This window comes from Streptomyces sp. NPDC059695 (assembly GCF_042733785.1).
Taxonomy (GTDB): domain Bacteria; phylum Actinomycetota; class Actinomycetes; order Streptomycetales; family Streptomycetaceae; genus Streptomyces.
This window is the reverse complement of record NZ_JBHWFF010000017.1, coordinates 53,437-74,504: the sequence shown is the minus strand read 5'-3', so window position 1 is coordinate 74,504 and position 21,068 is coordinate 53,437. Positions and strand designations below refer to the sequence as shown.

The following is a 21,068-nucleotide window of genomic DNA, read 5'->3' as shown; positions in this document are numbered from 1 at the left end:
CCCTCCTGCTGGGTATGGGGGCCCCCGACGCCGCGCGGGGGGGGGGCGGGGGGGGCCCGCGCGGGGGGGGGGGGGGGGGGGGCCCCCGGGCGCCCCCCCCGGGCAACCCACGGGTCCGACGAAACCCACGGAACCCACGAAGCCCAGGGGACCCGCGGAACCCACGGGTCCCCTAGTCCTCCGGCGTCTTGTCCTTGCCGGCGGACTCGTGCCAGCGCGGGTCGGTCTCCCACTCCAGGTTCCGCTCGCGGGCGGTCTCCATGGCGTGGGCGGCCTCCTCACGGCTGGCGTACGGGCCGAATCGGTTCTTCGCCGGACAGTCGGGGCCCTCCTCGACCTTCTTGTGCTCCAGGCAGTAGTACCACTCGCCCGGCTTGCCCACGGTGCGCTTCTTGAACAGGGCCATCGTCTTCGGCTCCTTCCTTCGTGACCATGCTGCCCCAAGACCCGGTCGTTAGACTCGCTGGCATGTCTGGCCAGTCGCTTCTCGTACCGGGGGAGCTCTCCCCCCACCGCTCCGTCCCGGGCTCCATCCGCCGCCCCGAGTACGTCGGGAAGCCCGCACCGGCCCCGTACACCGGGCCCGAGGTGCAGGATTCCGACACCATCGAACGGATGCGGATCGCCGGCCGCATCGCCGCGCAGGCGATGGAGGAGGCCGCCAAGCACATCGCTCCGGGCGTCACCACCGACGAGCTCGACCGGGTCGCGCACGCGTACATGTGCGACCACGGCGCCTACCCGTCCACGCTGGGCTACCGCGGCTTCCCGAAGTCGCTGTGCGCCTCGATCAACGAGGTCATCTGCCACGGCATCCCCGACTCCACCGTCCTTCGGGACGGCGACATCGTGAACCTGGACGTCACCGCGTTCATCAACGGCGTCCACGGCGACAACAACGCCACCTACCTCTGCGGCGACGTCGACGAGGAGTCGCGGCTGCTCGTGGAGCGCACCCGGGAGTCCCTGAACCGGGCCATCAAGGCGGTGCGGCCGGGCCGTCAGATCAACATCATCGGGCGGGTCATCGAGTCGTACGCCAAGCGCTTCGGCTACGGCGTCGTGCGCGACTTCACCGGGCACGGCATCAACTCGTCGTTCCACTCCGGCCTGATCGTCCCGCACTACGACTCGCCCCACCACACCACCGAGATCAAGACCGGCATGACGTTCACGATCGAGCCGATGCTGACGCTCGGCACCCACGACTACGACATGTGGGACGACGGCTGGACCGTGGTGACCAAGGACCGCAAGCGGACCGCGCAGTTCGAGCACACGCTCGTGGTGACCGAGACCGGGGCGGAGATTCTTACGTTGCCCTGACCCCCGGAGTGGGTAGCTTTTACCGACAGGACGTCGGGAACCAGTTGACTTAGGCAAGCCTAACTTGGCAGGATCGTCACTGGTTCCCGTCCCATCGGTCTCGGAGGCACGCCTTGGACACGCCCTTCTCCACGCTCATCCGCACGGCCTCGCACGAGCAGCACACGGAGGCGGAGACCTCGTCCTTCATGGGCGACCTGCTGGGCGGACGCCTGGCCGTCGACGCCTACGCGCGCTACACGGAGCAGCTCTGGTTCGTGTACCGGGCCCTGGAGGAGGGCGCGGAGGCGCTGCGCGAGGACCCGGTCGCCGGGCCGTTCATACAGCCCGAGCTGTTCCGCACGGCCGCCCTGGAGCAGGACCTCGCCCATCTGCGCGGCCCGGACTGGCGTGCCGGGGTCTCCCCGCTGCCCGCCACCGTCGCCTACGCGGAGCGGGTCGCCGAGTGCGCCCGCGACTGGCCCGCCGGTTACGTGGCCCACCACTACACGCGCTACCTGGGCGACCTGTCGGGCGGCCAGATCATCCGCGACAAGGCGGAGCGGACCTGGGGCTTCGACCGCAAGGGCGACGGCGTCCGCTTCTACGTCTTCGACGAGATCGCCAACCCCGCGGCCTTCAAGCGGGCCTACCGGGAGCTGCTCGACGGGGTGAACGCCGACGACCTGGAGAAGCAGCGGATCGTCGACGAGTGCAAGCGCGCCTTCGACTTCAACAGCGCGGTCTTCCACGAGCTGGGCGGGGAGTACCCGCTCAGCGCGTGAGCGTTCCCTCCAGGCGGACCCGTCCGCCGAGTTCCACGATGCCGTCAGGGCCGGGGGCGGTGAGCAGCTGCGAACCCCGGCCCTGCGTGATGTTCAGGGCCCGGCCCAGCTCCGCCGTGAGGAGCAGCGCCGCCGCGCCCGTCGCCTCGTCCTCGTCGATGCCGTCGCCGCGGCCGGGGAAGCCCCGCGCCCTGACGCGGCCCGCGGCCTCCTCCTCCCACGCCCAGGCGTAGATCCACTCCCCCGGCGCGGGCACGTCGAGGGCCTCCACCTCGGCCACGGAGGCGTACTGGCGCAGGGTGCGGGGCGGCGCCCACTCGGCGCGCGCCTCGATCCAGGTGAACTCCCCGTCGCCGCGCACCCACACCTCTCCGGCCGGCGGGTGGACGACCTCCAGGTCCAGCAGCCAGGCCGCGCCGACGAGCGGGTGGCCGGCGAACGGCAGCCGCAGGCCGGGCGTGTAGATGTCGACGATGCCGCGCTCCGGGTCGTCCACGAACACCGTCTCGCTGAAGCCGAGTTCCTTGGCGAGCGCCTGCCGGGAGGACTCGTCGGGGTGAGTGCGGGCGTCCCGTACGACTCCGAGGCGGTTGCCGTGCCGGCCGTCGCCCGCACAGAAGACCCGGAGGACGTCGATGTCAGTGGCCGTCGTGTTCATGGCGGAATTCAATCACCCGGGGAGAGGCGGGGGGGGGGGCCCCCCCCCCGCGCGCGGGGGGGGGGGGGGGGCCGGGGGGGGGGGGGGGGGGGGGGGGGGGACGGTGGAGCGGATCAGGAGGCCGTCGCGCGGCGGCGGACGGTGACGACGACGGCCGCGCCCGCGGCGGCGGTCACGCCGGAGGCGGCGAGGAGGAGGCCGGTGGGGGTGGCGGAGCCGGTCGCGGCGAGCGCGCCGGAGCCGCCGACGGTCCCGGCACCACCGACGGTGCCGCCGCCGGCCGTCGCCGCACCGCTGCCGCCGCCGGCCGTGGCCGCACCGGTGCCGCCGCCCGCTCCGCCCGGCGCGAGGGAGACCCCCGCCTCGGCGGACAGGATCAGCGTCACCGGGTCGATGGGCGTGCCCTGCGCGTAGAAGCTCGTGCCGTTCGGGGCGGCGAACTGGGCGGCGCCGTCCTTCGTGAGCTTCGCCGGGACGTTCGCGAGGGTGACGGCCCCCTTCCGCACGCTCCAGTCGGCCCCGGAGAGGTCGAGCTCGGCGAAGGTCACGTCGTTCTTCGTGCCCTTGGCGGTCGTGACGTCGGCGGTGAGCGTGCCGGTGGAGCCCTGGGCCCGCACCGTGACGTCGCCGATGGTCCAGTCGATGCCGTGGGCGGCGCAGGTGAAGGCGAGCCTGCCGGAGAAGGCGGCCTCGGCCTTGCGGGCGTCGGCGTCGAGGTCGGCCTTCACGAAGCCGAAGTCGTAGGAGGTGCCGTTCGCCTTCGCGCCGGCGGAGGGGGTGACGGTGCCGCCGCAGGTCTCGGCGACGTACGTCCGCCAGCTCTGCTTCACGCCCCAGGTCAGCCGGCCGCCGAGGACGGCGGAGGAGTCGGTGGCCGGGGGTGCGGTGGTGGGGGGTGCGGTGGTCGGCGGGGCCGTGGTGGGGGGTGCGCTGGTGGGCGCGGTCGTCGGCGGGTTCGACGTGGGCGGGTTCGTCGTGGGCGGCGCGGTGGTCGGGGGCGCGGTGGTCGGCGGGGCCGTGGTGGGCGGCGCCGTCGTGGGCGGCGGGGTGGTCGTGGGCGGGGCGGACTTCACCGTGAGGGTGGCGGCGTCGAGTGCGTCGCCCTCCTTGTAGAAGCCCGCGAACGCCGAGGCGCCGTCCTTCGTCAGCTTCGCCGGTATGTCCTTGAAGACCATGGCGCCGTCGGCGCCCTTCCCGGGCCGGACGCCGCTCATGTCGAGCGCGGCGAAGGAGATGTCCTGGCGGGTGGTGAAGGTGCCGTCCTTCTCCTTGGTGACGACGTCGGCGGTGATCTCGCCGGTGGGCGCGGCGGTGCCCTTCGTCGTCAGCCGCACGTCCGAGATCCGGATGTCGAGGACGCCCTCGTGCGCCTCGAAGCGGACGCCTCCCTCGAAGGAGTTGGCGGTGGCGTGGGTGCCCGTGTCGTAGGTGCCGGTGCCGTCGACGAAGGTGAAGACGCCGTGGTCCGGCGCCTGCCGGGCGCCGCCCTCCAGGGTGATCCTCCCGTGGGCGAAGGGCTGGGCCAGGTACGAGCGGAAGGACTGCTTGATGCCCCAGTCCAGGGTGCCGTCGCTCAGGGTCATCGGCGGCGCGGTCCCGGCGGCGGTCTGGGCCGCGGCGGGAAGGGCGAGTGCGACGGCTCCGGTGCCGAGGGCGGCGGCCGTGGCGACGGCGGCCGCCAGGGTGACGGAACGGCGCAGGGGGGTGGCCATGTCGGGGGTTCTCCTAGGGGAACGGGGGACGGGGGTGCGGGGGTCAGTGGGTGGGGGTGCCGGTACGGCGACGGCGTACGGCGGCGAGGACGGCGATCACCGCGACGGCGAGGACGCCCGCGCCGAGCGCGACGTAGGTGCCGGTCGGGGAGGCCGAGGCGGTCGCGGGGGCGGCCGGGGCCGTGGGCGTCGTGCCGGTGGCGGACGGGGCGGGCTTCGCGTCGCTGCCGAGGTCCGGGAGGGCGGGCAGGGCGGCCTTCGCGTCGACGGCGACCGCGAGCGAGACCGGGTCCATCTCCGTACCCGCCCGGTACATCCCGCCGAAGGCCTGGGCCCCCCGCGCGGTGAGGGTGGCGGGTGCCTCGGTGACGACGGCGAGGCCGTTCTCCGGGGTGAGGTCACGGGCGGCGAAGGTGACGAGCGGGACGGCTCGCGTGGTCTTCCCGGAGCTGGTGACGTCGGCGGCGAGGGTGCCGACGCCTCCGCCGACCTTCACGGTGACCGCGGCGAGGGTGAGGTCGAGGTGGGCGCCGGTGAAGCGGACGCTGCCCGCGAAGGCCGCGTCGAGGGTGCCCTTCGCGGGGTCGTACGCTCCCCTGCCGCGCGGGAACCGGAAGAGCGCGCCGCCGTCCTGGGCGCCGTCGCCGAGGGTCCATGTCCCCTGGGCGACCGCGCCGGTGACGTACTCGCGGAAGGTGCGGCGGACACCCCAGTCGACGGCGGCCTCCCGGAGGGTCCCGCCCGCGGGGGGTGCCGCGGCCGGGGGCCCGGAGCTCGCCGCGGCCGAAGGACCGGTGCCCGCCGTGGCCGAAGGACCGGTGCCCGCCGTGGCCGAGGCTCCGCCGCCCGCTGTGGTCTTCTTCGGCGCCCGTACGTCGACGCTGAGGCTGACGGGGTCGAGCGGGGTGCCGGCCGGGTAGTAGCCGGCGAACGCGGCGGCGCCCCGGGCGGTGAGCGTGGCGGGCACGCCGGTGAGGGCGACGGGGCTGCCGCCGCCGCGCATGTCGACGCCGCCGAGGTCCAGGGTGGCGAGCGGCACCTGCGAGGAGGCGGTGACGCGGCCGCTGCCCCTGGCCTTGCTCGCCATGTCGGCGTAGAGCGTGCCGCGGCCGTCCCGGATGTGGATCCGGGGGCGGCTGATGGTGAGGTCCAGCTCGTTCGCGCCGTCCGCCGTGCGGTGGCCGGTGAACCGTACGCCGCCGGAGAAGGCCGCCTCGAAGGCGCCGCTCCCCGGGTCGTACGAGCCCCGCGCGGAGTGGAAGCGGAACTGGCTGCCGCCGACCGTGGCGGCGCCGCCGGTGAGGCCCCGACTTCCCTGCGCGATGGGCCCGGTGACGTAGCTCTGGAAGGAGGACTTGATGCCCCAGTCGAGCCGTCCGCCCTGCACCGTCCCGCTCTCCGCGTGGGCGGCGCCCGCCGGGAGCAGGGCGGCGAGGAGGGCCGCGAACAGGGTCACGGCGAGCGGGCGGGCGCGTCTGGGCAGCGTCATGGAACCCCTCCGGGGGATAGCGACTTAGGTAAGGCTAACCTAAGGTATATCCACGGATCGACGGAAAGACAGGACGGTGTCCGGTGCGCAGAACTCGCCTCGCGGGAGCGCTGACAGCAGTGCTCGCCCTCGCCCTCATGGCCACCGGCTGTGGTGACGGAGGGACAGCCACCGCCGGGAAGCCCGCCCCTTCCGGCCCGGTCGACCGGGTCGAGCCGCTCGCCGCGACGGCCGCACCCCGACTGCCCGTCACCGTCCCCTCGGCGGACGGGCGGAAGGTCACGGTCGCCTCCGCCGAGCGGATCGTGCCGCTCAGCGGCTCCCTCAGCGAGCTCGTGTTCACCCTCGGCCTCGGGGACCGGGTCGTCGCCCGGGACGTCACCGCCACCTTCGAACAGGCCGCGGAACTCCCGGTGGTGACCCGCGCCCACGACGTCTCCGCCGAGAGCGTCCTCTCCCTGCGGCCGACCCTCGTCCTCGCCGAGGCCGCCACGGGCCCGGCCGAGGCCGTCGAGCGGATCCGCGAGGCGGGCGTCCCGCTCGTCGTGGTGAAGCCCGCGAAGGAGCTCGCCGACGTCGGCACCCGCATCGCGGCGGTGGCCGCCGCCCTCGGCGTGCCCGCCTCCGGCGCGGCCCTGGAACAGCGCACCGCGCGGCGGATCGAGGCCGTCCGGAAGACGGTTCCGGCCCACGCCGCCGCGCCCCGGGTGGCTTTCCTCTACGTGCGCGGTTCGGCCGCCGTCTACCTCCTCGGCGGGGCCGAGTCCGGTGCGGGCTCCCTGCTCGAAGCAGCCGGCGCGGTCGACGCGGGCAAGGAGTCGGGGCTGGCCAAGGACTTCACCCCGATCACCAGCGAGGCCCTGGCGAAGGCAGCGCCCGACGCGATCCTCGTCATGAGCAAGGGCCTCGACTCGGTCGGCGGCGTCGACGGCCTCGTGAGGATCCCCGGCGTCGCCGAGACCCCGGCCGGCGCGGCCCGCCGGGTGGTCACCGTCGACGACGGGGTGCTCCTCAACTACGGCCCGCGCACCGACGAGGTGCTGAAGTCCCTGGTCGGCCAGTTGTACGGGGAGAAGAAGTGACGGCCGCGGAGACGACCGCGCCGAAGGCGCCGGCCCGGGTGCCGGCGGCCCCCCGCGCGACCCCGGCGGCCGCCCGCCGCGGCAGGGCCACCGCCCTGACCGCCTCCCTCCTGGCCGCACTGCTCCTCCTCTCCCTCATCTCCGCCGGGATCGGCGCGTACGAGATCCCGCTCGGCGACGTGCTCGCCTCGGCGCAGCACCGGGCCGGGCTCGGCGGGCACGCGCTCGACCGCACGGCGGAGAGCGTCCTGTGGAACATCCGGCTCCCCCGGGTCGTCCTCGCCGTCCTGGTCGGCGCCTCGCTCGGCTGCGCGGGCGCCCTGATGCAGGGCGTGTTCGGCAACCCGCTGGCCGAGCCGGGTGTCATCGGCATCTCGGCGGGCGCGGCCGTCGGCGCGGTCGGGGCGATCGCGCTCGGGCTGACCTTCCTCGGCACCTGGACGGTGACGGTCTGCGCGTTCGTGGCGGGCCTGGCGACCGTGCTGCTCGTGTACGCGATGTCCCGCTCGGGCGGCCGCACGGAGGTCGTGACCCTGATCCTCACCGGCATCGCGGTGAACGCCTTCGCGGGCGCGCTGATCGGGCTCTTCGTGTTCTTCGCGGACAACGCGCAGGTCACCCAGATCACCTTCTGGCAGCTGGGCTCGCTCGCCCAGGCCACCTGGCCCAAGGTGCTCGCCGTCCTGCCGTGCGCGCTGCTCGGCCTGGCCGTCGCGCCCTTCCACTCCCGCCGGCTGGACCTGCTCGCGCTCGGCGAGCGGCCCGCGCGCCATCTGGGGGTGGACGTGGAGCGGCTGCGGGTCGTCCTGATCCTGGTGGTGGCGCTGCTCACCGCGGCGGCGGTCGCGGTGGCCGGGATCATCACCTTCGTGGGCCTCCTCGTGCCGCACCTGCTGCGCATGGTGAACGGCCCGGGGCACCGCTTCCTCGTGCCGGGCAGCGCGCTCGGCGGCGCGGTGGTGCTCGCGGCCGGCGATCTGGCGGCCCGTACGGTCGCGGCTCCGGCCGAACTCCCCCTGGGCGTCCTCACCGCCCTCCTGGGCAGCCCCTTCTTCTTCTGGCTGCTGCGCAGGACCCGTCGCAGGCAAGGTGGTTGGGCATGACACCGGTACGGTTCGGGGGACTGCTCCCCCGGCGGCGCGCCCGCGCGCTGCCCTCCCCCGCGGCCCCCGGCGAGCTCGTCGCCGAGGCGGTCGGGGTGCGGGTCGAGCGGGGTCACCGGACGGTCCTCGACGGGGTCGGGGCCGGGGTGCGGGCCGGGGAGGTGCTCGCCCTGGTCGGGCCCAACGGGGCCGGGAAGTCCACGCTCCTGTCCGTGCTCGCCGCCGACCTCGCCCCGGACGCCGGGGAGGTACGGATCGGGGGTCGGGCCGCGGGCGGCTGGACGGCCGGTGAACTCGCCCTGCGACGGGCGGTGCTGCCGCAGGACGCGGCGCTGTCCTTCCCGTTCCCGGCGGCCGAGGTGGTCCGGATGGGCCGGGCGCCCTGGGCCGGGACCGCGCGGGAGGCCGAGGACGAGGAGGCGGTCGCGGACGCGATGGCGGCCACCCGGACCGGGGGCTTCGCCGCCCGCCCGTTCTCCGCGCTGTCCGGCGGCGAGCGGGCCCGGGTGGCGCTGGCGCGGGTGCTCGCCCAGCGGGCCGGCCTGCTGCTGCTCGACGAGCCGACGGCGGCCCTGGACCTGCGCCACCAGGAACTGGTCCTGAGGGTCTGCCGGGAGCGGGCGGCGGCCGGGGACGCGGTGGTGGTCGTGCTGCACGACCTGGGGCTCGCGGCCGCCCACGCGGACCGGGTCGCGGTCCTCGACGGCGGGCGGATCGCGGCGGACGGCACACCCGCGGAGGTGTTCGGGGAGGAGCTGCTGAGCCGGGTGTACCGGCAGCCGGTGGAGGTGTTCCCGCACCCGCGGACCGGCGTGCCCCTCGTCGTACCGCTGCGTACCGACAGGTAGCCGAATTCACCTCAAAACGCCCCCCTTGACCTTCCCTTGACCAAGCCATGAGGGCCCCATGGAGTCTTCGTGATCAGGCCGTGTCCGATACGCCCGGCCTGAGAGCTGAATCACTGGACGGGTGGGTATTGCTGAGGTAAGCCTCGGTTAAGTTAGGTCCGCCTCAGCACCGTCCCCGCGTTCCTGGAGTCCTCTATGCGAGCCGTCCGTCTCTCCGTCGTCACCGCCGCCGCGACCGCGGCCGCTCTGACCGCCGTCACGGGCTGCGCCGAGAAAAGCGACTCCAAGGCGGAGGACGGCGCGGTGACCGTCGTCGCCAAGGACGACTCCTGCGAGGTCTCGAAGAAGGACTTCCCCGCCGGGCACGTGAAGCTGAACGTGGAGAACCGCGGCTCCAAGGTAACCGAGGTCTACGTCCTGTACCCGGACGACCGGATCGTCGCCGAGCGCGAGAACATCGGCCCCGGCATCAAGGCCGTGCTCACCGCCGAGATCAAGGCCGGCGACTACGCGATCGTCTGCAAGCCCGGCATGAAGGGCGACGGCATCCGCCAGCAGGTCAAGGTGACCGGCAAGGGCGCCGCGTCCGCGAAGCGCTCCCCCGAGATGGACGCCGCCGTCGCCGCCTACCGCCAGTACGTCCAGGCGCAGGCCGACGCGACCCTGCCCAAGGTGAAGGTCTTCACCGACGCCGTCCGCGCCGGTGACGTCGAGGCCGCGAAGAAGGCCTACGCCGAGTCCCGCATCGGCTGGGAGCGCACCGAGCCGGTCGCCGAGTCCTTCGGCGACATCGACCCGAAGGTCGACGTCCGCGAGGACGGCCTGGAGGACGGCCAGGACCCGGCGAAGGACTGGACCGGCTGGCACCGCCTGGAGAAGGCGCTCTGGCAGGACAAGAAGATCGGCGACCGCGAGAAGGAGCTCGCCGGCCTCCTCGACAAGGACCTCGCGGACTGGGTGAAGCGGGTCGGCAAGGCCGAGATCACCCCGACCTCCATGGCCAACGGCGCCAAGGAGCTCCTGGACGAGGTCGCGAGCGGCAAGGTCACCGGCGAGGAGGAGCGCTACTCCCACACCGACCTCGTCGACTTCAAGGCGAACGTCGAGGGCGCGCAGAAGTCCTTCGAGCTCCTCAAGCCCGTCGCGCAGAAGAACGACCCCAAGCTGGTCGCCGAGCTCGACAAGCAGTTCGCCGCGCTGAACACGCTCCTCGACAAGTACCGCACGGACAAGACGAGCTACGTCTTCACCTCCTACGAGAAGGTCGGCAAGCCCGAGCGCAAGGAGCTCTCCGACGGCGTCAACGCGCTGGCCGAGCCCCTCTCCAAGCTCGCCGCCGCGGTCGTCAAGTAGTCGCCGAGTCACCAGGGACGGGAACACGGACATGTCCGAGGACACCCAGGAGCAGACCGCGGCCGCCGGACCGGCCGCGCCCTCCCGCCGTACGGTCATCGGCTGGGGCGGTGCCGGGCTCGCGCTCGGTGCCGCCGCGGCCGGCGGTGCCGTCGCGCTGACCCGCGACGGCGACCACACCGCACCGGTCGCCGACAGCGGCGGGGCCGTGCCCTTCCACGGCCCGCACCAGGCCGGCATCGCCACCGCCGTGCAGGACCGCCTGCACTTCGCGTCGTTCGACGTGAAGACGGAGGACCGCGAGGAGCTGATCCAGCTCCTCAAGGACTGGACGCGGGCCGCCGAGCGGATGACGGCCGGTGCCGAGGTCGGCGACGGCGCGTACGGCGGCCTCCCGGAGGCGCCCCCGGACGACACCGGCGAGGCCCTCGGCCTCAAGCCCTCCCGTCTCACCCTCACGATCGGCTTCGGCCCCTCGCTCTTCGACGGGCGTTTCGGGCTGAAGGGCAAGCGGCCCGGGGCCCTGGTGGAGCTGCCCAAGTTCCCGGGCGACAACCTGGACCCGGCGCGCAGCGGCGGCGACCTGTGCGTGCAGGCCTGCGCGGACGACCCGCAGGTCGCCGTGCACGCCATCCGCAACCTCGCGCGGATCGGCTTCGGCAAGGTCGCGGTGCGCTGGTCGCAGCTGGGCTTCGGCAAGACGTCCTCGACGACCCCGGACGCCCAGACCCCGCGCAACCTCTTCGGTTTCAAGGACGGCACGCGGAACGTCGCGGGCACCGAGACCGACCGCCTCGCGCGCCACGTGTGGGTCTCCGGCAAGGACGCCGAGGGCGGCGCGGCCTGGATGGACGGCGGCTCGTACCTCGTCGCCCGCCGCATCCGCATGAACGTCGAGACGTGGGACCGCACTCCGCTCTCCGAGCAGGAGGACATCTTCGGCCGCGACAAGCGCGAGGGCGCCCCCGTCGGCAAGGCCAAGGAGCACGACGAGCCGTTCCTCAAGGCGATGAAGCCGGACTCGCACGTCCGGCTCGCCCACCCCGACAGCAACCACGGGGCGACGCTGCTGCGCCGCGGCTACTCCTTCACGGACGGCACGGACGGTCTGGGCCGCCTGGAGGCGGGCCTGTTCTTCCTGGCCTACCAGAAGGACGTCCGCACCGGCTTCATCCCGGTGCAGACCTCGCTGGCGTCCGACGCCCTCAACGAATACATCCAGCACGTGGGTTCGGCGCTGTTCGCGATCCCGCCGGGCGTCCGGGACAAGGACGACTGGTGGGGCCGGGCGCTGTTCTCGTGATCGAGGAGAGGAACCGACGTGTTCGGTAACTATCTGATCGGCCTGCGCGAGGGCCTCGAAGCCAGTCTCGTCGTCTGCATCCTGATCGCCTACCTGGTGAAGACCGGGCGCCGTGACGCGCTGCGGCCGATCTGGATCGGCATCGGCGTCGCCGTCGGCGTGGCCCTGGCCTTCGGCGCCGGGCTGGAGTTCGGCTCCCAGGAGCTCACCTTCGAGGCGCAGGAGCTGCTGGGCGGTTCGCTGTCGATCGTCGCGGTGGTCCTGGTGACCTGGATGGTCTTCTGGATGCGGCGCACGGCCCGGCACCTGAAGTCCGAGCTGCACGGCAAGCTGGACGCGGCCCTGCAGATGGGCACGGGCGCGCTGGTCGCCACCGCGTTCCTGGCGGTGGGCCGCGAGGGCCTGGAGACGGCGCTCTTCGTGTGGGCGTCCGTGCGGGCCTCCTCCGACGGCACGTACGCGCCGCTGGCCGGGGTCCTCCTCGGTCTGGTCACGGCGGTCTTCCTCGGCTGGCTGTTCTACCGGGGCGCGCTGAAGATCAACCTGGCGAAGTTCTTCACCTGGACCGGCGGCATGCTGGTCGTGGTGGCGGCGGGCGTGCTCGCGTACGGCGTCCACGACCTCCAGGAGGCCGACTTCCTCGGCGGTCTGGCGAACAAGGCCTTCGACATCTCGGCGACGATCCCGCCCGACAGCTGGTACGGCACGCTCCTCAAGGGCGTCTTCAACTTCCAGCCGGATCCGACGGTCCTTCAGGTCACGGTGTGGGCGCTGTATCTGATCCCGACGCTCGCGCTGTTCCTCGCCCCGATAGGGTCGGGTCCGTCCGTGCGGGTGAAGAAGCAGAAGGCGACCGATGAGCAGGCTGAGGCTGGGGCGAGCGCCGAGACGACCGCTTGAGCGGGTGTCGTCGCCGGGGGGCCGCCGCCGACCAGTGAGGTTCCTCGCGGCGACGGCGGCGGCGACCGTCCTGTCGCTGGCGGCGAGCGGCTGCGTGACCGTGCACGGCGAGCTGGCCCTGCTGCCGCCGGCGACGAAGACCGAGGCCGCGCAGGCCCTCGCCGACTTCACGGCGGCCTACAACCGGGCCGACAAGGCCTATGACCCGGCTCTCGACGCGAGCCGGGTCACCGGTCCGCTCGGGGCGATCAACCAGGCGGGCCTGCGCGCGCGGTCGATCACCACGCCCGGCGGCAACCCGGACCACAAGCCCCTCGCCCTCACGGACGCCCGGTTCGTGCTGCCCCGGAAGGCGGGCTGGCCGCGCTGGTTCGTCGCGGACACCGCGTCCAACCGGAGCTCCGGCGATGAGCGCTGGCTCCTGGCCTTCCTCCGCAACGGGCCCGACCAGCCGTGGGAGGCCGCCTACCTGTCGATCCTCCCCCGGGGCGACGTGCCCGCGTTCGCGGAGGAGGAGGGGTACGCGGTGCCGGTCGCGGCGGACAGCGACGCGCTCGCGGTCGCGCCCGGGGACCTGGGCGAGCGGTACGTGGCGTATCTGAAGGACGGGCAGGCGGGGCCGTTCGCGCCGGGCATGCACACCACCGCGTGGCGGGCGCAGCGGCAGAAGGCCGCCCAGCGGCCGGGCATGGCCACCCAGTACATCGACCGCGCCACGGACCAGGGGGACTTCGCGCCCCTGGCGCTGCGGACCCGGGACGGCGGCGCGCTCGTCTTCTTCGCGACCCGGTACTTCGAGCGGCAGACGGCGGCGAAGGGCTACCGGCCGAAGGTCGGCGCCGACACCAAGGCGCTGCTGACCGGCGAGATCAAGAACACCGTCACCCGGGAGTGGGTGTCCAGCCAGGCGGTCCTGGTGAAGCCGGCGGGCACGGACCGGAACGGGGTCACGGTCGCGGGCCGGCTCCAGGGCGTGGTGGGCGCGCAGGGCTCATAGCCCTCCCCGCGCCGCCCCGGCGGAAGCTCGGCGGGTCAGCGGGTCAGCGGCCAGGCGATCTCGTGGGCCGGGTGCCCTCCGTCGCCGTCCGCCCCGCGCTCGGCCGCGTGGCGGGCGCAGGCGTCCTGGAGGGTCTCCAGCAGGTTCAGCGGGTCGGGCAGCGGGTGCTCGGGGCCGCGGACCCAGGCGACGACCGGACGGTCGTCCTCGTCACCGGGGAGCCGGGCCGGCGGTACGAGGACGTAGCTGCCGCGGCAGTGCCAGCGCAGGCCCGGATGCTCGTCCATCGTCTCGGGGTGGCAGTCCAGCTCGCACGGCCACCACTCGTCCTCGTCCTCGGGGGTGCCGCGGGTGGCGGTGAAGAAGAGCATCCGCCCGCCGACCGTGTCGACGTCTGCGGACTCGGCGACGGGCCCGACCTCGACGCCCTCGGCGAGGAGGCGCTCCAGGGCGGCACGGCCGGCGGCCAGCGGGACGTCGAGGACGTCGTGGACCATGCCGGTGGCGGTGATGAAGTTCGCCGCGGGCTCGTTGCGGGCCCAGCGCTCGATCTGGGCGCGGTCGGTGGTCGACTGCGTCTGCCAGGCGAAGGAGACGGGGTGCCGGGCGGGGGTGGGACAGCCGATCCGCTCACAGGAGCAGCTGTAGCCGACGGGGTACGCGGCGGGGGCCAGGGGCAGCCCGGCGGCGGCGACGGCCAGGAGCAGCTTCTCGCGGTCGTTCCCGTCGTCGGCCGCGGTGCGTTTGGGGCGCCTGCGCAGCCACTGTGCGAGTTTGCTCTCCGTGCCGCGGTAGCGGCCGATGCCGTCGCCCATCTATCCCCTCACACCTCATGCTCGCCCGTTCGGCTCTGCCCATGGTCCCACCATCCTGCGCCCCGGGTGACCGGAGTGCGGAACCGGGGTGCCCGGAGCGGTCAGGAGCGGGGGGCGAGGCCGCGCAGGGCGAGGTCGACGAGGGTGTCGGCGTAGGCGTGGGTGAGCGGCAGGGTGCGGTGGATCCAGCGGTGGTGGAGGGGGCCGACGAGGAGTTCGACGGCGACGCGGGGGTCCGCGTCCGGGTCGATGTCGCCCTTGGCCTGTGCGGCCTCGATGCGGCGGACGTAGTACTGGAGCTGGGGTTCGAGCAGGGCCTCGGTGAAGCGGGCGCCGAGCTCGGGGTCGACGATTCCCTCGGCGGCGAGGGCGCGGGTGGGGCCGTCGAAGGCGGGGTCGGTCATCTCGTCGACGGTGGCGCGCAGCACGTACCTGAGGTCGGCGGCGAGGTCCCCGGTGTCGGGGATCTCACTGTCCGCGTCCCCTCCGAGGGCCTCGTTGGCGCGGGCGGCGAGGTCGAGGAAGGCGTCGAGGAGGACGGCGGCCTTCGAGGGCCACCAGCGGTAGATGGTCTGCTTGCCGACGCCGGCGCGGGCGGCGATGCCCTCGATGGTGGTCTTCGCGTAGCCGGTCTCGGAGACGAGGGCGAGGGCGGCGTCGAAGATGGCGCGGCGGGAGCGCTCGCTGCGGCGGGAGGCGTCGGGGGCGGCCTTGGCGGGCCGGGTGTCGGACATGCCCTCAATCTAACACCCGACGAGACGAGACGTCTCGCCATTCGAACGGGTCCGAACCACCCGAACGGTCCACAGCGCGAAGGCCCCCGAGAGCGGACCATGGGGTCCACCGATCACCGCACGCTTCTCCGTGAGGAGGCCTCATTGCGCTCCACTCCGCGCACGTCCTCGCCCCGCCGTTATCTGATGTGCCCACCCACGCACTTCACGGTGACGTACTCCATCAACCCCTGGATGGACCCCGCGAAACCGGTCGACCTGCCGCTCGCCCTCGCCCAGTGGGAGGACCTGCGCGACCGCTACCGCTCCCTCGGCCACACCGTGGAGCTCCTGAGTCCCGACCCGGCGCTGCCGGACATGGTCTTCGCGGCGAACGGCGCGACCGTGGTCGACGGCCGGGTCCTCGGCGCGAGGTTCGCCCACCGGGAGCGGGCGGCCGAGGCCGACGCCCATCTGGCCTGGTTCCGCGGGAACGGCTGGCCGGACGACGCCGTGCGGGTCCCCGAGCACGTCAACGAGGGCGAGGGCGACTTCGCCGTCACCGCCTCCTGGATCCTCGCCGGCCGCGGCTTCCGCTCCAGCCCGCTCTCGCACGACGAGGCGCAGGAGTTCTTCGGCCGCCCGGTGATCGGCCTGGAGCTGGTGGACCCGCGCTACTACCACCTGGACACGGCCCTGTGCGTCCTGGACGACGCCCGGGACGAGGTCATGTACTACCCGGACGCCTTCTCCCCCGGCAGCCGCGCGGTGCTCGCCCGGCTCTTCCCGGACGCCCTGATCGCGACCGCGGAGGACGCGGCGGCCCTCGGCCTGAACGCCGTCAGCGACGGCCGCAACGTCCTGCTGCCGCAGGCCGCCGTGGGCCTCTTCGACCCGCTCCGCGAGCGCGGCTTCGAGCCGGTCGGCATGGACCTGGGCGAGCTCCTCAAGGGCGGCGGCAGCGTGAAGTGCTGCACGCAGGAGCTGCGCCCCTAGCCGGGACCTAGAGGTCCTCCTCCGGCGGCCAGGAGTCGCCCCACTCCGCGTCACGGGCCTGCTTGTACAGGGGCCCGTGCCGCTTGGTGACCGTGTCCCGGCCGAGCCCGTCGGGCCCGCAGAGCTCCAGGGAGACCAGGCCCTTGCGGATCTGCGGCCTGCGGACGACGCGGGAGGGCGCCGGGGTCACGGGGAACCGGACGGCGGCGACGTACGCGTACTTCTCGTCCTCGTACGGCAGCGAACCGCCCTTCACCTTGCGGTGCAGCGAGGAGCGGCTCACCCGGGCGGCGAAGTGGCACCAGTCGGTGCCGGGCACGATCGGGCAGGCCCCGCTGTGCGGGCAGGGCGCGGCGACGGTGAAACCGGCCTCCACCAGACGGGTGCGGGCCGCGATGACCCGCTCGTAGCCGTCGGGGGTGCCGGGCTCGACGATCACGACGGCCCGGGCGGCACGGGCCGCCTCGGTGACGAGCGCCGTCCGGTCGGCCTCGGTCAGCTCCTTGAGCACGTACGACACGGTGACCAGGTCGGTCTCGGGCAGGCGCAGCGCGGAGCCGATCCGCTCGCGCCGCCACTCGGCGTCGAGGACCCCGGCCGCCAGCTCGCGGCCGAGCGCGAGCGCGGGCTCCGCCCAGTCGAGGACCGTGGTGCGGGGCGGCTGCTCCGCCCAGGCCTCGGCGACGGCCCAGCTCGCCGCGCCGGTGCCGCCGCCGACGTCGGTGTGGGTCCGCGGCTCCCAGTCGGGCGCGGCCGCCCTGAGGGCGTCGAGGGTGCCCCGTACCGCCTCGAAGGTCGCCGGCATCCGGTACGCCGCGTACGCGGCGACGTCGGAGCGGTCGCGCAGCACGGGGGCGTCCGTCGGGGTGGTGCCCCGGTAGCTGGCGATCAGCCGCTCGACGGCCTGCGCCGCCCGCTGGGGCGGCAGCCCGTCGAGGAGCGTGGCGAGGGCCGCGCGCAGGGAGGCGGAGGAGGCGGTGGAGACGGCGTTCACCGAGCCAGTCTAGGCGGCTCCGGGCTGCGTCTCCGTCGTGCGCCAGGGGCGGCACAGGCCCAGGAAGCAGGCGAGGGCGAGGACGGCGCAGCCGAGCTGCACGACCGCCATGGGGACGGCCGTGTGCTCGCCGGCGATGCCGACGAGCGGGGAGGCGACGGCGCCGATGAGGAAGGAGGAGGTGCCGAGGAGCGCGGAGGCGGACCCGGCGGCGTGCGGGGTGCGCATCAGGGCCTGGGCGTTGGTGTTGGGCATGGCCAGGCCCATCGCGGACATCAGGACGAAGAGTCCGGCGGCGATCGGCGCGAGGCCGGTCTCGCCGAAGACGCCGGTGGTCATGAGGGTGAGCGCGACGGCGGCGAGCAGGATGGTGCCGAGGCCGAAGCCGAGCGCCTTGTCGAGGCTGACGCGGCCGACGAGGAGCTTGCCGTTGATCTGCCCGACGGCGACGAGCCCGATCGAGTTGAGGCCGAAGAGCAGGCTGAAGGTCTGCGGGGAGGCCCCGTAGAGGTCCTGGATCACGAACGGCGAGGCCGAGATGTAGGCGAAGAGGGCGGCGAAGGCGAGCCCGCCGGTCAGCATGTAGCCGGTGAAGACCCGGTCGGCGAGGAGCCCCCGCATGGTCCGCAGGGCCTGGCCGACCCCGCCCTCGTGCCGGCGCTCCGGGGGCAGCGTCTCGTGGAGGAAGCGCCAGACGACCAGGGTCAGCAGGACGCCGATCACGGTGAGGACGTAGAAGACTCCGCGCCAGTCGGTGATCCGCAGGATCTGGCCGCCGATGAGCGGGGCGATGACCGGGGCGACGCCCGAGATCAGCATCAGGGTGGAGAAGAAGCGGGCCATCTCGACGCCGTCGTACAGGTCGCGGACGACGGCGCGGGCGATGACGATGCCCGCGGCGCCGGCGAGGCCCTGGAGCAGCCGGAAGCCGATGAGGAGCTCGGCGGTGGGCGCGAGGGCGCAGACGGCGGTGGCGAGCACGTACACGACCATGCCGATGAGCAGCGGGCGCCGGCGTCCCCACCTGTCGCTCATGGGACCGACGACGAGCTGGCCGAGGGCCATGCCGGCGAGGCAGGCGGTGAGGGTGAGCTGGACGGTCGCGGCGGGGGCCCGCAGCGCGTCGGTGACCTCCGGCAGCGCCGGGAGGTACATGTCCATGGAGAGCGGGGGGAGGGCGGTGAGTCCGCCGAGGACGAGGGTGACGAGGAGCCCGGTCCGCCGGGCGGCGGTGACGGCCGGGGCGGGTTCGGTTATGTGTCCCTGTGTGGTTTTCTGGCCGCTCTCCGGCATCGGCTGCTCCATTTCGTTGAAACCTTGCCTATGCTCTCAGCTCGACCGGCATGGTCGAGACCTGTGGGGTGGGGATGGACGCGAACGGGACGGTGCGCTGGGGGATCCTGGCGACGGGCGGCATAGCGGAACGCTTCGCCACGGACCTGAGGACGCTGGACGGCGCCGAGGTCGTCGCGGTGGCGTCCCGTACGGAGGCGTCCGCGAAGGACTTCGCGGACCGGCTCGGGATCCCGCGGGCGTACGGGGAGTGGGCCGGACTCCTCGCCGACGGGGACGTCGACGTGGTGTACGTGGCGACTCCGCATCACGCGCACCGCGCGGCCGCCGGCCTCGCCCTGGAGGCGGGCAAGGCGGTGCTCTGCGAGAAGGCTCTCACGCTGAACGCCCGCGAGGCGGCGGAACTGGTCGCCCTCGCGCGCGGCCGCGGCCTCTTCCTCATGGAGGCCATGTGGATGTACTGCAACCCGCTGATCCGGCGGATCGCGGAACTGGTCCGCGACGGGGCGGTCGGCGAGGTCCGCACGGTCCAGGCCGACTTCGGGCTCGCGGGCCCCTTCGACGCCGGACACCGGCTGCGGGACCCGGCCGTCGGCGGCGGGGCGCTGCTCGACCTGGGGGTGTACCCGGTGTCGTTCGCGCACCTGCTGCTCGGCGAGCCGGCCGCGGTCCACGCGCACGCCCGGCTCTCCCCGGAGGGCGTCGACCTGAACACGGGGATGCTGCTCGGCTGGGACTCGGGCGCCTCCGCGCTGCTGTCCTGCTCACTGGAGGCGGACACCCCGATGACGGCCTCGGTGACGGGCACCGCGGGCCGGATCGACGTCCCGCGCGGCTTCTTCTTCCCCGAGCGGTTCACCCTGCACCGCGCGGGCCGGGAGCCGGAGGAGTTCGTCCCGGCCGAGGACCCGCACTCCCTGCGGCACGAGGCCGCCGAGGTGGCGCGCTGTCTGCGGGCGGGAGCGACGGAGTCCCCGCTCGTGCCCCTGGACGGTTCGCTCGCGGTGATGCGGACGCTCGACGCGGTCCGGGACCGCGTCGGCGTCCGCTATCCGCAGGAGGTCACGCCGGCTTGAGGCCCGGGTCGCCCGCCTCCGTGACGAAGGAGCCGGCGGTGGCGACGGGGGCGCCGGGCGTCGTGATGTACGGGACCGTGCGGAAGTCGGTGCGGGCGCTCTCCGTGCCGAGCGCCACCGTCACGTAGCCGCGGCGTCCGCTGTAGAACTTCACGTGCGGGTTGGCCTGGACGATCCGGTCGTAGTTGGACGGCCGGTCGGCACCGTTCCTGCCGCTCGCGATCGAGGTGGTGACGATCTCGGTGCCGAGCGTCCGGGAGGCCGGGTCGCGGAAGTCCGCCTTGATGTCGAGGCCGATGCCGACGTGCACGTCGCCGGTGAGCACCATCAGGTTCTCGATGCCGGCGGACTCGGCGCCCGCGAGGATCCGCCGCCGGGAGGCCGCGTACCCGTCCCAGGCGTCCATGGAGACCGTGAAGTCGGCGGTGGGGCGGTCACGGCGCTCGGAGAACACGACCTGCTGCGGCAGGACGTTCCAGCGGGCCCGGGAGGCGCGCCAGCCGTCCAGCAGCCAGCGCTCCTGCGTGGCGCCGGTCAGGGTGCGCGCCGGGTCCTCGGTGTCGGGCCCGGGGGCGTGCCAGCCGTCCCCGTACGCCTGGTCGGAGCGGTACTGGCGCGTGTCGAGGACGTCGAACTGGGCGAGCCGCCCGAAGCGCAGCCGCCGGTACAGCCTCATGTCGGAGCCCTGGGGCCGGGGGCTGCGCAGCGGCTGGTGCTCCCAGTAGGCGCGGTAGGCGACGGCGCGGCGCAGCAGGAACACCTCCGGCGGGACGTCGTTCTCGGGGATGTCGCCCGCGTAGTTGTTCTCGGTCTCGTGGTCGTCCCAGGTGACGACGAAGGGGTGGGCGGCGTGCGCGGCGCGCAGGTCGGGGTCCGACTTGTAGAGGCCGTAGCGCAGTCGGTAGTCCTCCAGGCTGATCGTCTCGCGGTTGAAGACGGCCGGAAGGGTCCGGTCGGTGTAGGCGCGGGCGCCGCCGGCGGCGTCGACGGCGTACTCGTACAGGTAGTCGCCGAGGTGGAAGACGACGTCGACGTCCTCCCGCGCGAGGTGGCCGTAGGCCGTGAAGTACCCGTCGTGGTAGGCCTGGCAGGACACGGCGGCGAGCTTGAGCCCGGTGGTGCGGGCGTCGGGGGCCGGGGCGGTGCGGGTCCGGCCGACCGGGCTGGTCCACTCGCCGACGCGGAATCGGTAGAAGTAGACGCGGCCCGGGGCGAGGTGCTCGACCTCGACGTGCAGGGCGTGGCGGAACTCGGGGTGGGCGGTGGCCAGGCCCCGGCGGACGATCCGGGTGAAGCGCTCGTCGTCGGCGAGCTCCCAGCGGACCCCGACGCGGCGCGCGGGCAGACCGCCGCCGGGCTCGAAGGGGCGGGGCGCGAGCCGTGTCCAGAGGAGTACGGATCCGGGCAGCGGGTCACCGGACGCCACGCCCAGGGTGAACGGGTTCTCGGTGACGCGCCGGCCGTCGAGCTCGGCCGCGGCCGCGGCACCGGCCACGGGCAGTTGGGTGGCGAAGGCGAGCGCGGCGGCGGCCCCGGTGGCGGTCAGGAATCGCCGGCGCCTCACGTGGCGTGAGGCGGCGCGGAGTTCTTCGGAGTGGTCCTGGACGTGGTTCATGTTCCCCTCCCCGGACGGATGGTGCGCTTCC

Annotated in this window: 20 protein-coding genes; 11 read left to right on the top strand and 9 right to left on the bottom strand. The window is 73.8% G+C overall.

Annotated elements, in window-relative coordinates; all coding sequences use genetic code 11:
* Positions 1–172: 172 nt before the first annotated feature.
* Positions 173–406 carry a hypothetical protein gene (locus tag ACFV2S_RS21980; RefSeq protein WP_385561615.1) on the bottom strand — a complete coding sequence of 78 codons (234 nt, stop codon included), beginning with the start codon at positions 404–406 and terminating at the stop codon, positions 173–175.
* A gap of 62 nt (positions 407–468) precedes the next feature.
* Between ACFV2S_RS21980 and map the strand changes: the two genes are divergently transcribed.
* Both map and ACFV2S_RS21970 read left to right on the top strand, forming a co-directional pair.
* On the top strand, positions 469–1,326 hold the full coding sequence (map, locus tag ACFV2S_RS21975; protein WP_382869213.1) for a type I methionyl aminopeptidase: 858 nt from the start codon (positions 469–471) through the stop codon (positions 1,324–1,326).
* Positions 1,327–1,439: 113 nt separating this feature from the next.
* Positions 1,440–2,090, top strand: a complete 651-nt coding sequence (locus tag ACFV2S_RS21970) for a heme oxygenase (biliverdin-producing) (protein WP_385561611.1) — start codon at positions 1,440–1,442, stop codon at positions 2,088–2,090.
* Here the strand turns inward: ACFV2S_RS21970 and ACFV2S_RS21965 are convergent.
* From ACFV2S_RS21965 to ACFV2S_RS21955, 3 genes are all read right to left on the bottom strand, one after another.
* Positions 2,080–2,748 carry a PhzF family phenazine biosynthesis protein gene (locus ACFV2S_RS21965; RefSeq protein WP_383796913.1) on the bottom strand — a complete coding sequence of 223 codons (669 nt, stop codon included), beginning with the start codon at positions 2,746–2,748 and terminating at the stop codon, positions 2,080–2,082. The two genes, ACFV2S_RS21970 and ACFV2S_RS21965, sit on opposite strands and share 11 nt — an antisense overlap.
* Positions 2,749–2,861: 113 nt before the next feature.
* Positions 2,862–4,460, bottom strand: coding sequence for an HtaA domain-containing protein (locus ACFV2S_RS21960; protein ID WP_385561608.1), 1,599 nt, complete (start codon positions 4,458–4,460; stop codon positions 2,862–2,864).
* 43 nt (positions 4,461–4,503) lie between these two features.
* Positions 4,504–5,949: an HtaA domain-containing protein gene (locus ACFV2S_RS21955; protein WP_385561605.1), complete on the bottom strand. Its 1,446-nt coding sequence runs from the start codon at positions 5,947–5,949 to the stop codon at positions 4,504–4,506.
* Between the two features lie 137 nt (positions 5,950–6,086).
* Here ACFV2S_RS21955 and ACFV2S_RS21950 point away from each other — a divergent pair, with 137 nt between their 5' ends.
* The 7 genes from ACFV2S_RS21950 (at position 6,087) to ACFV2S_RS21920 (ending at position 13,535) form a co-directional block, all read left to right on the top strand.
* Entirely contained in the window at positions 6,087–7,031 is a 945-nt protein-coding gene (locus tag ACFV2S_RS21950) for a hemin ABC transporter substrate-binding protein (RefSeq protein WP_385561859.1), read from the top strand.
* Complete coding sequence (locus tag ACFV2S_RS21945) at positions 7,028–8,134, top strand: FecCD family ABC transporter permease (RefSeq protein ID WP_385561602.1); 1,107 nt, start codon at positions 7,028–7,030, stop codon at positions 8,132–8,134. The genes ACFV2S_RS21950 and ACFV2S_RS21945 overlap by 4 nt, the downstream gene beginning before the upstream one ends.
* Positions 8,131–8,982 (top strand): heme ABC transporter ATP-binding protein, encoded by an 852-nt coding sequence (locus ACFV2S_RS21940; protein WP_385561599.1) that lies wholly within the window; start codon positions 8,131–8,133, stop codon positions 8,980–8,982. The genes ACFV2S_RS21945 and ACFV2S_RS21940 overlap by 4 nt, the downstream gene beginning before the upstream one ends.
* A gap of 195 nt (positions 8,983–9,177) precedes the next feature.
* A complete protein-coding gene (efeO, locus tag ACFV2S_RS21935) occupies positions 9,178–10,335 on the top strand; it encodes an iron uptake system protein EfeO (RefSeq protein ID WP_383796907.1) in 1,158 nt (385 codons plus the stop codon).
* Between the two features lie 31 nt (positions 10,336–10,366).
* A complete protein-coding gene (gene efeB / locus ACFV2S_RS21930; RefSeq protein ID WP_385561594.1) occupies positions 10,367–11,638 on the top strand; it encodes an iron uptake transporter deferrochelatase/peroxidase subunit in 1,272 nt (423 codons plus the stop codon).
* Between the two features lie 18 nt (positions 11,639–11,656).
* Positions 11,657–12,538 carry an iron uptake transporter permease EfeU gene (efeU, locus tag ACFV2S_RS21925; protein WP_383794470.1) on the top strand — a complete coding sequence of 294 codons (882 nt, stop codon included), beginning with the start codon at positions 11,657–11,659 and terminating at the stop codon, positions 12,536–12,538.
* The gene (locus tag ACFV2S_RS21920) at positions 12,495–13,535 is read left to right on the top strand and encodes a hypothetical protein (protein ID WP_385561591.1); all 1,041 of its coding nucleotides are present in this window, start codon (positions 12,495–12,497) and stop codon (positions 13,533–13,535) included. The genes efeU and ACFV2S_RS21920 overlap by 44 nt, the downstream gene beginning before the upstream one ends.
* 35 nt (positions 13,536–13,570) lie before the next feature.
* Here ACFV2S_RS21920 and ACFV2S_RS21915 read toward each other — a convergent pair whose 3' ends face one another.
* Together ACFV2S_RS21915 and ACFV2S_RS21910 are read right to left on the bottom strand one after the other, a co-directional pair.
* A complete protein-coding gene (locus ACFV2S_RS21915; protein ID WP_385561588.1) occupies positions 13,571–14,350 on the bottom strand; it encodes a bifunctional DNA primase/polymerase in 780 nt (259 codons plus the stop codon).
* 101 nt (positions 14,351–14,451) lie between these two features.
* Complete coding sequence (locus tag ACFV2S_RS21910) at positions 14,452–15,084, bottom strand: TetR/AcrR family transcriptional regulator (protein ID WP_385561584.1); 633 nt, start codon at positions 15,082–15,084, stop codon at positions 14,452–14,454.
* Positions 15,085–15,228: 144 nt separating this feature from the next.
* Between ACFV2S_RS21910 and ddaH the strand changes: the two genes are divergently transcribed.
* A complete protein-coding gene (gene ddaH / locus ACFV2S_RS21905; protein ID WP_385561581.1) occupies positions 15,229–16,059 on the top strand; it encodes a dimethylargininase in 831 nt (276 codons plus the stop codon).
* Between the two features lie 7 nt (positions 16,060–16,066).
* Here ddaH and ACFV2S_RS21900 read toward each other — a convergent pair whose 3' ends face one another.
* Both ACFV2S_RS21900 and ACFV2S_RS21895 read right to left on the bottom strand, forming a co-directional pair.
* Entirely contained in the window at positions 16,067–17,053 is a 987-nt protein-coding gene (locus tag ACFV2S_RS21900; protein WP_385561578.1) for a small ribosomal subunit Rsm22 family protein, read from the bottom strand.
* A 9-nt stretch (positions 17,054–17,062) separates the two neighbouring features.
* Complete coding sequence (locus ACFV2S_RS21895; protein ID WP_385561575.1) at positions 17,063–18,358, bottom strand: Bcr/CflA family multidrug efflux MFS transporter; 1,296 nt, start codon at positions 18,356–18,358, stop codon at positions 17,063–17,065.
* 38 nt (positions 18,359–18,396) lie between these two features.
* Here ACFV2S_RS21895 and ACFV2S_RS21890 point away from each other — a divergent pair, with 38 nt between their 5' ends.
* Entirely contained in the window at positions 18,397–19,422 is a 1,026-nt protein-coding gene (locus ACFV2S_RS21890) for a Gfo/Idh/MocA family protein (protein WP_385561572.1), read from the top strand.
* Here the strand turns inward: ACFV2S_RS21890 and ACFV2S_RS21885 are convergent.
* Complete coding sequence (locus tag ACFV2S_RS21885) at positions 19,409–21,037, bottom strand: alkaline phosphatase D family protein (RefSeq protein ID WP_385561569.1); 1,629 nt, start codon at positions 21,035–21,037, stop codon at positions 19,409–19,411. The two genes, ACFV2S_RS21890 and ACFV2S_RS21885, sit on opposite strands and share 14 nt — an antisense overlap.
* Positions 21,038–21,068: the final 31 nt, after the last annotated feature.

Bases quoted from the DNA above. Each gene is read 5' to 3' on its own strand.
- map (WP_382869213.1), top strand. From the start codon at position 469: ATGTCTGGCCAGTCGCTTCTCGTACCGGGGGAGCTCTCCCCCCACCGC.
- ACFV2S_RS21895 (WP_385561575.1), bottom strand. From the start codon at position 18,358: ATGGAGCAGCCGATGCCGGAGAGCGGCCAGAAAACCACACAGGGACAC.
- ACFV2S_RS21950 (WP_385561859.1), top strand. From the start codon at position 6,087: ATGGCCACCGGCTGTGGTGACGGAGGGACAGCCACCGCCGGGAAGCCC.
- ACFV2S_RS21910 (WP_385561584.1), bottom strand. From the start codon at position 15,084: ATGTCCGACACCCGGCCCGCCAAGGCCGCCCCCGACGCCTCCCGCCGC.
- ACFV2S_RS21890 (WP_385561572.1), top strand. From the start codon at position 18,397: ATGGTCGAGACCTGTGGGGTGGGGATGGACGCGAACGGGACGGTGCGC.
- efeB (WP_385561594.1), top strand. From the start codon at position 10,367: ATGTCCGAGGACACCCAGGAGCAGACCGCGGCCGCCGGACCGGCCGCG.
- efeO (WP_383796907.1), top strand. From the start codon at position 9,178: ATGCGAGCCGTCCGTCTCTCCGTCGTCACCGCCGCCGCGACCGCGGCC.
- ACFV2S_RS21955 (WP_385561605.1), bottom strand. From the start codon at position 5,949: ATGACGCTGCCCAGACGCGCCCGCCCGCTCGCCGTGACCCTGTTCGCG.
- ACFV2S_RS21940 (WP_385561599.1), top strand. From the start codon at position 8,131: ATGACACCGGTACGGTTCGGGGGACTGCTCCCCCGGCGGCGCGCCCGC.
- ACFV2S_RS21885 (WP_385561569.1), bottom strand. From the start codon at position 21,037: ATGAACCACGTCCAGGACCACTCCGAAGAACTCCGCGCCGCCTCACGC.
- ACFV2S_RS21980 (WP_385561615.1), bottom strand. From the start codon at position 406: ATGGCCCTGTTCAAGAAGCGCACCGTGGGCAAGCCGGGCGAGTGGTAC.
- ACFV2S_RS21965 (WP_383796913.1), bottom strand. From the start codon at position 2,748: ATGAACACGACGGCCACTGACATCGACGTCCTCCGGGTCTTCTGTGCG.
- ACFV2S_RS21920 (WP_385561591.1), top strand. From the start codon at position 12,495: ATGAGCAGGCTGAGGCTGGGGCGAGCGCCGAGACGACCGCTTGAGCGG.
- ACFV2S_RS21915 (WP_385561588.1), bottom strand. From the start codon at position 14,350: ATGGGCGACGGCATCGGCCGCTACCGCGGCACGGAGAGCAAACTCGCA.
- ACFV2S_RS21960 (WP_385561608.1), bottom strand. From the start codon at position 4,460: ATGGCCACCCCCCTGCGCCGTTCCGTCACCCTGGCGGCCGCCGTCGCC.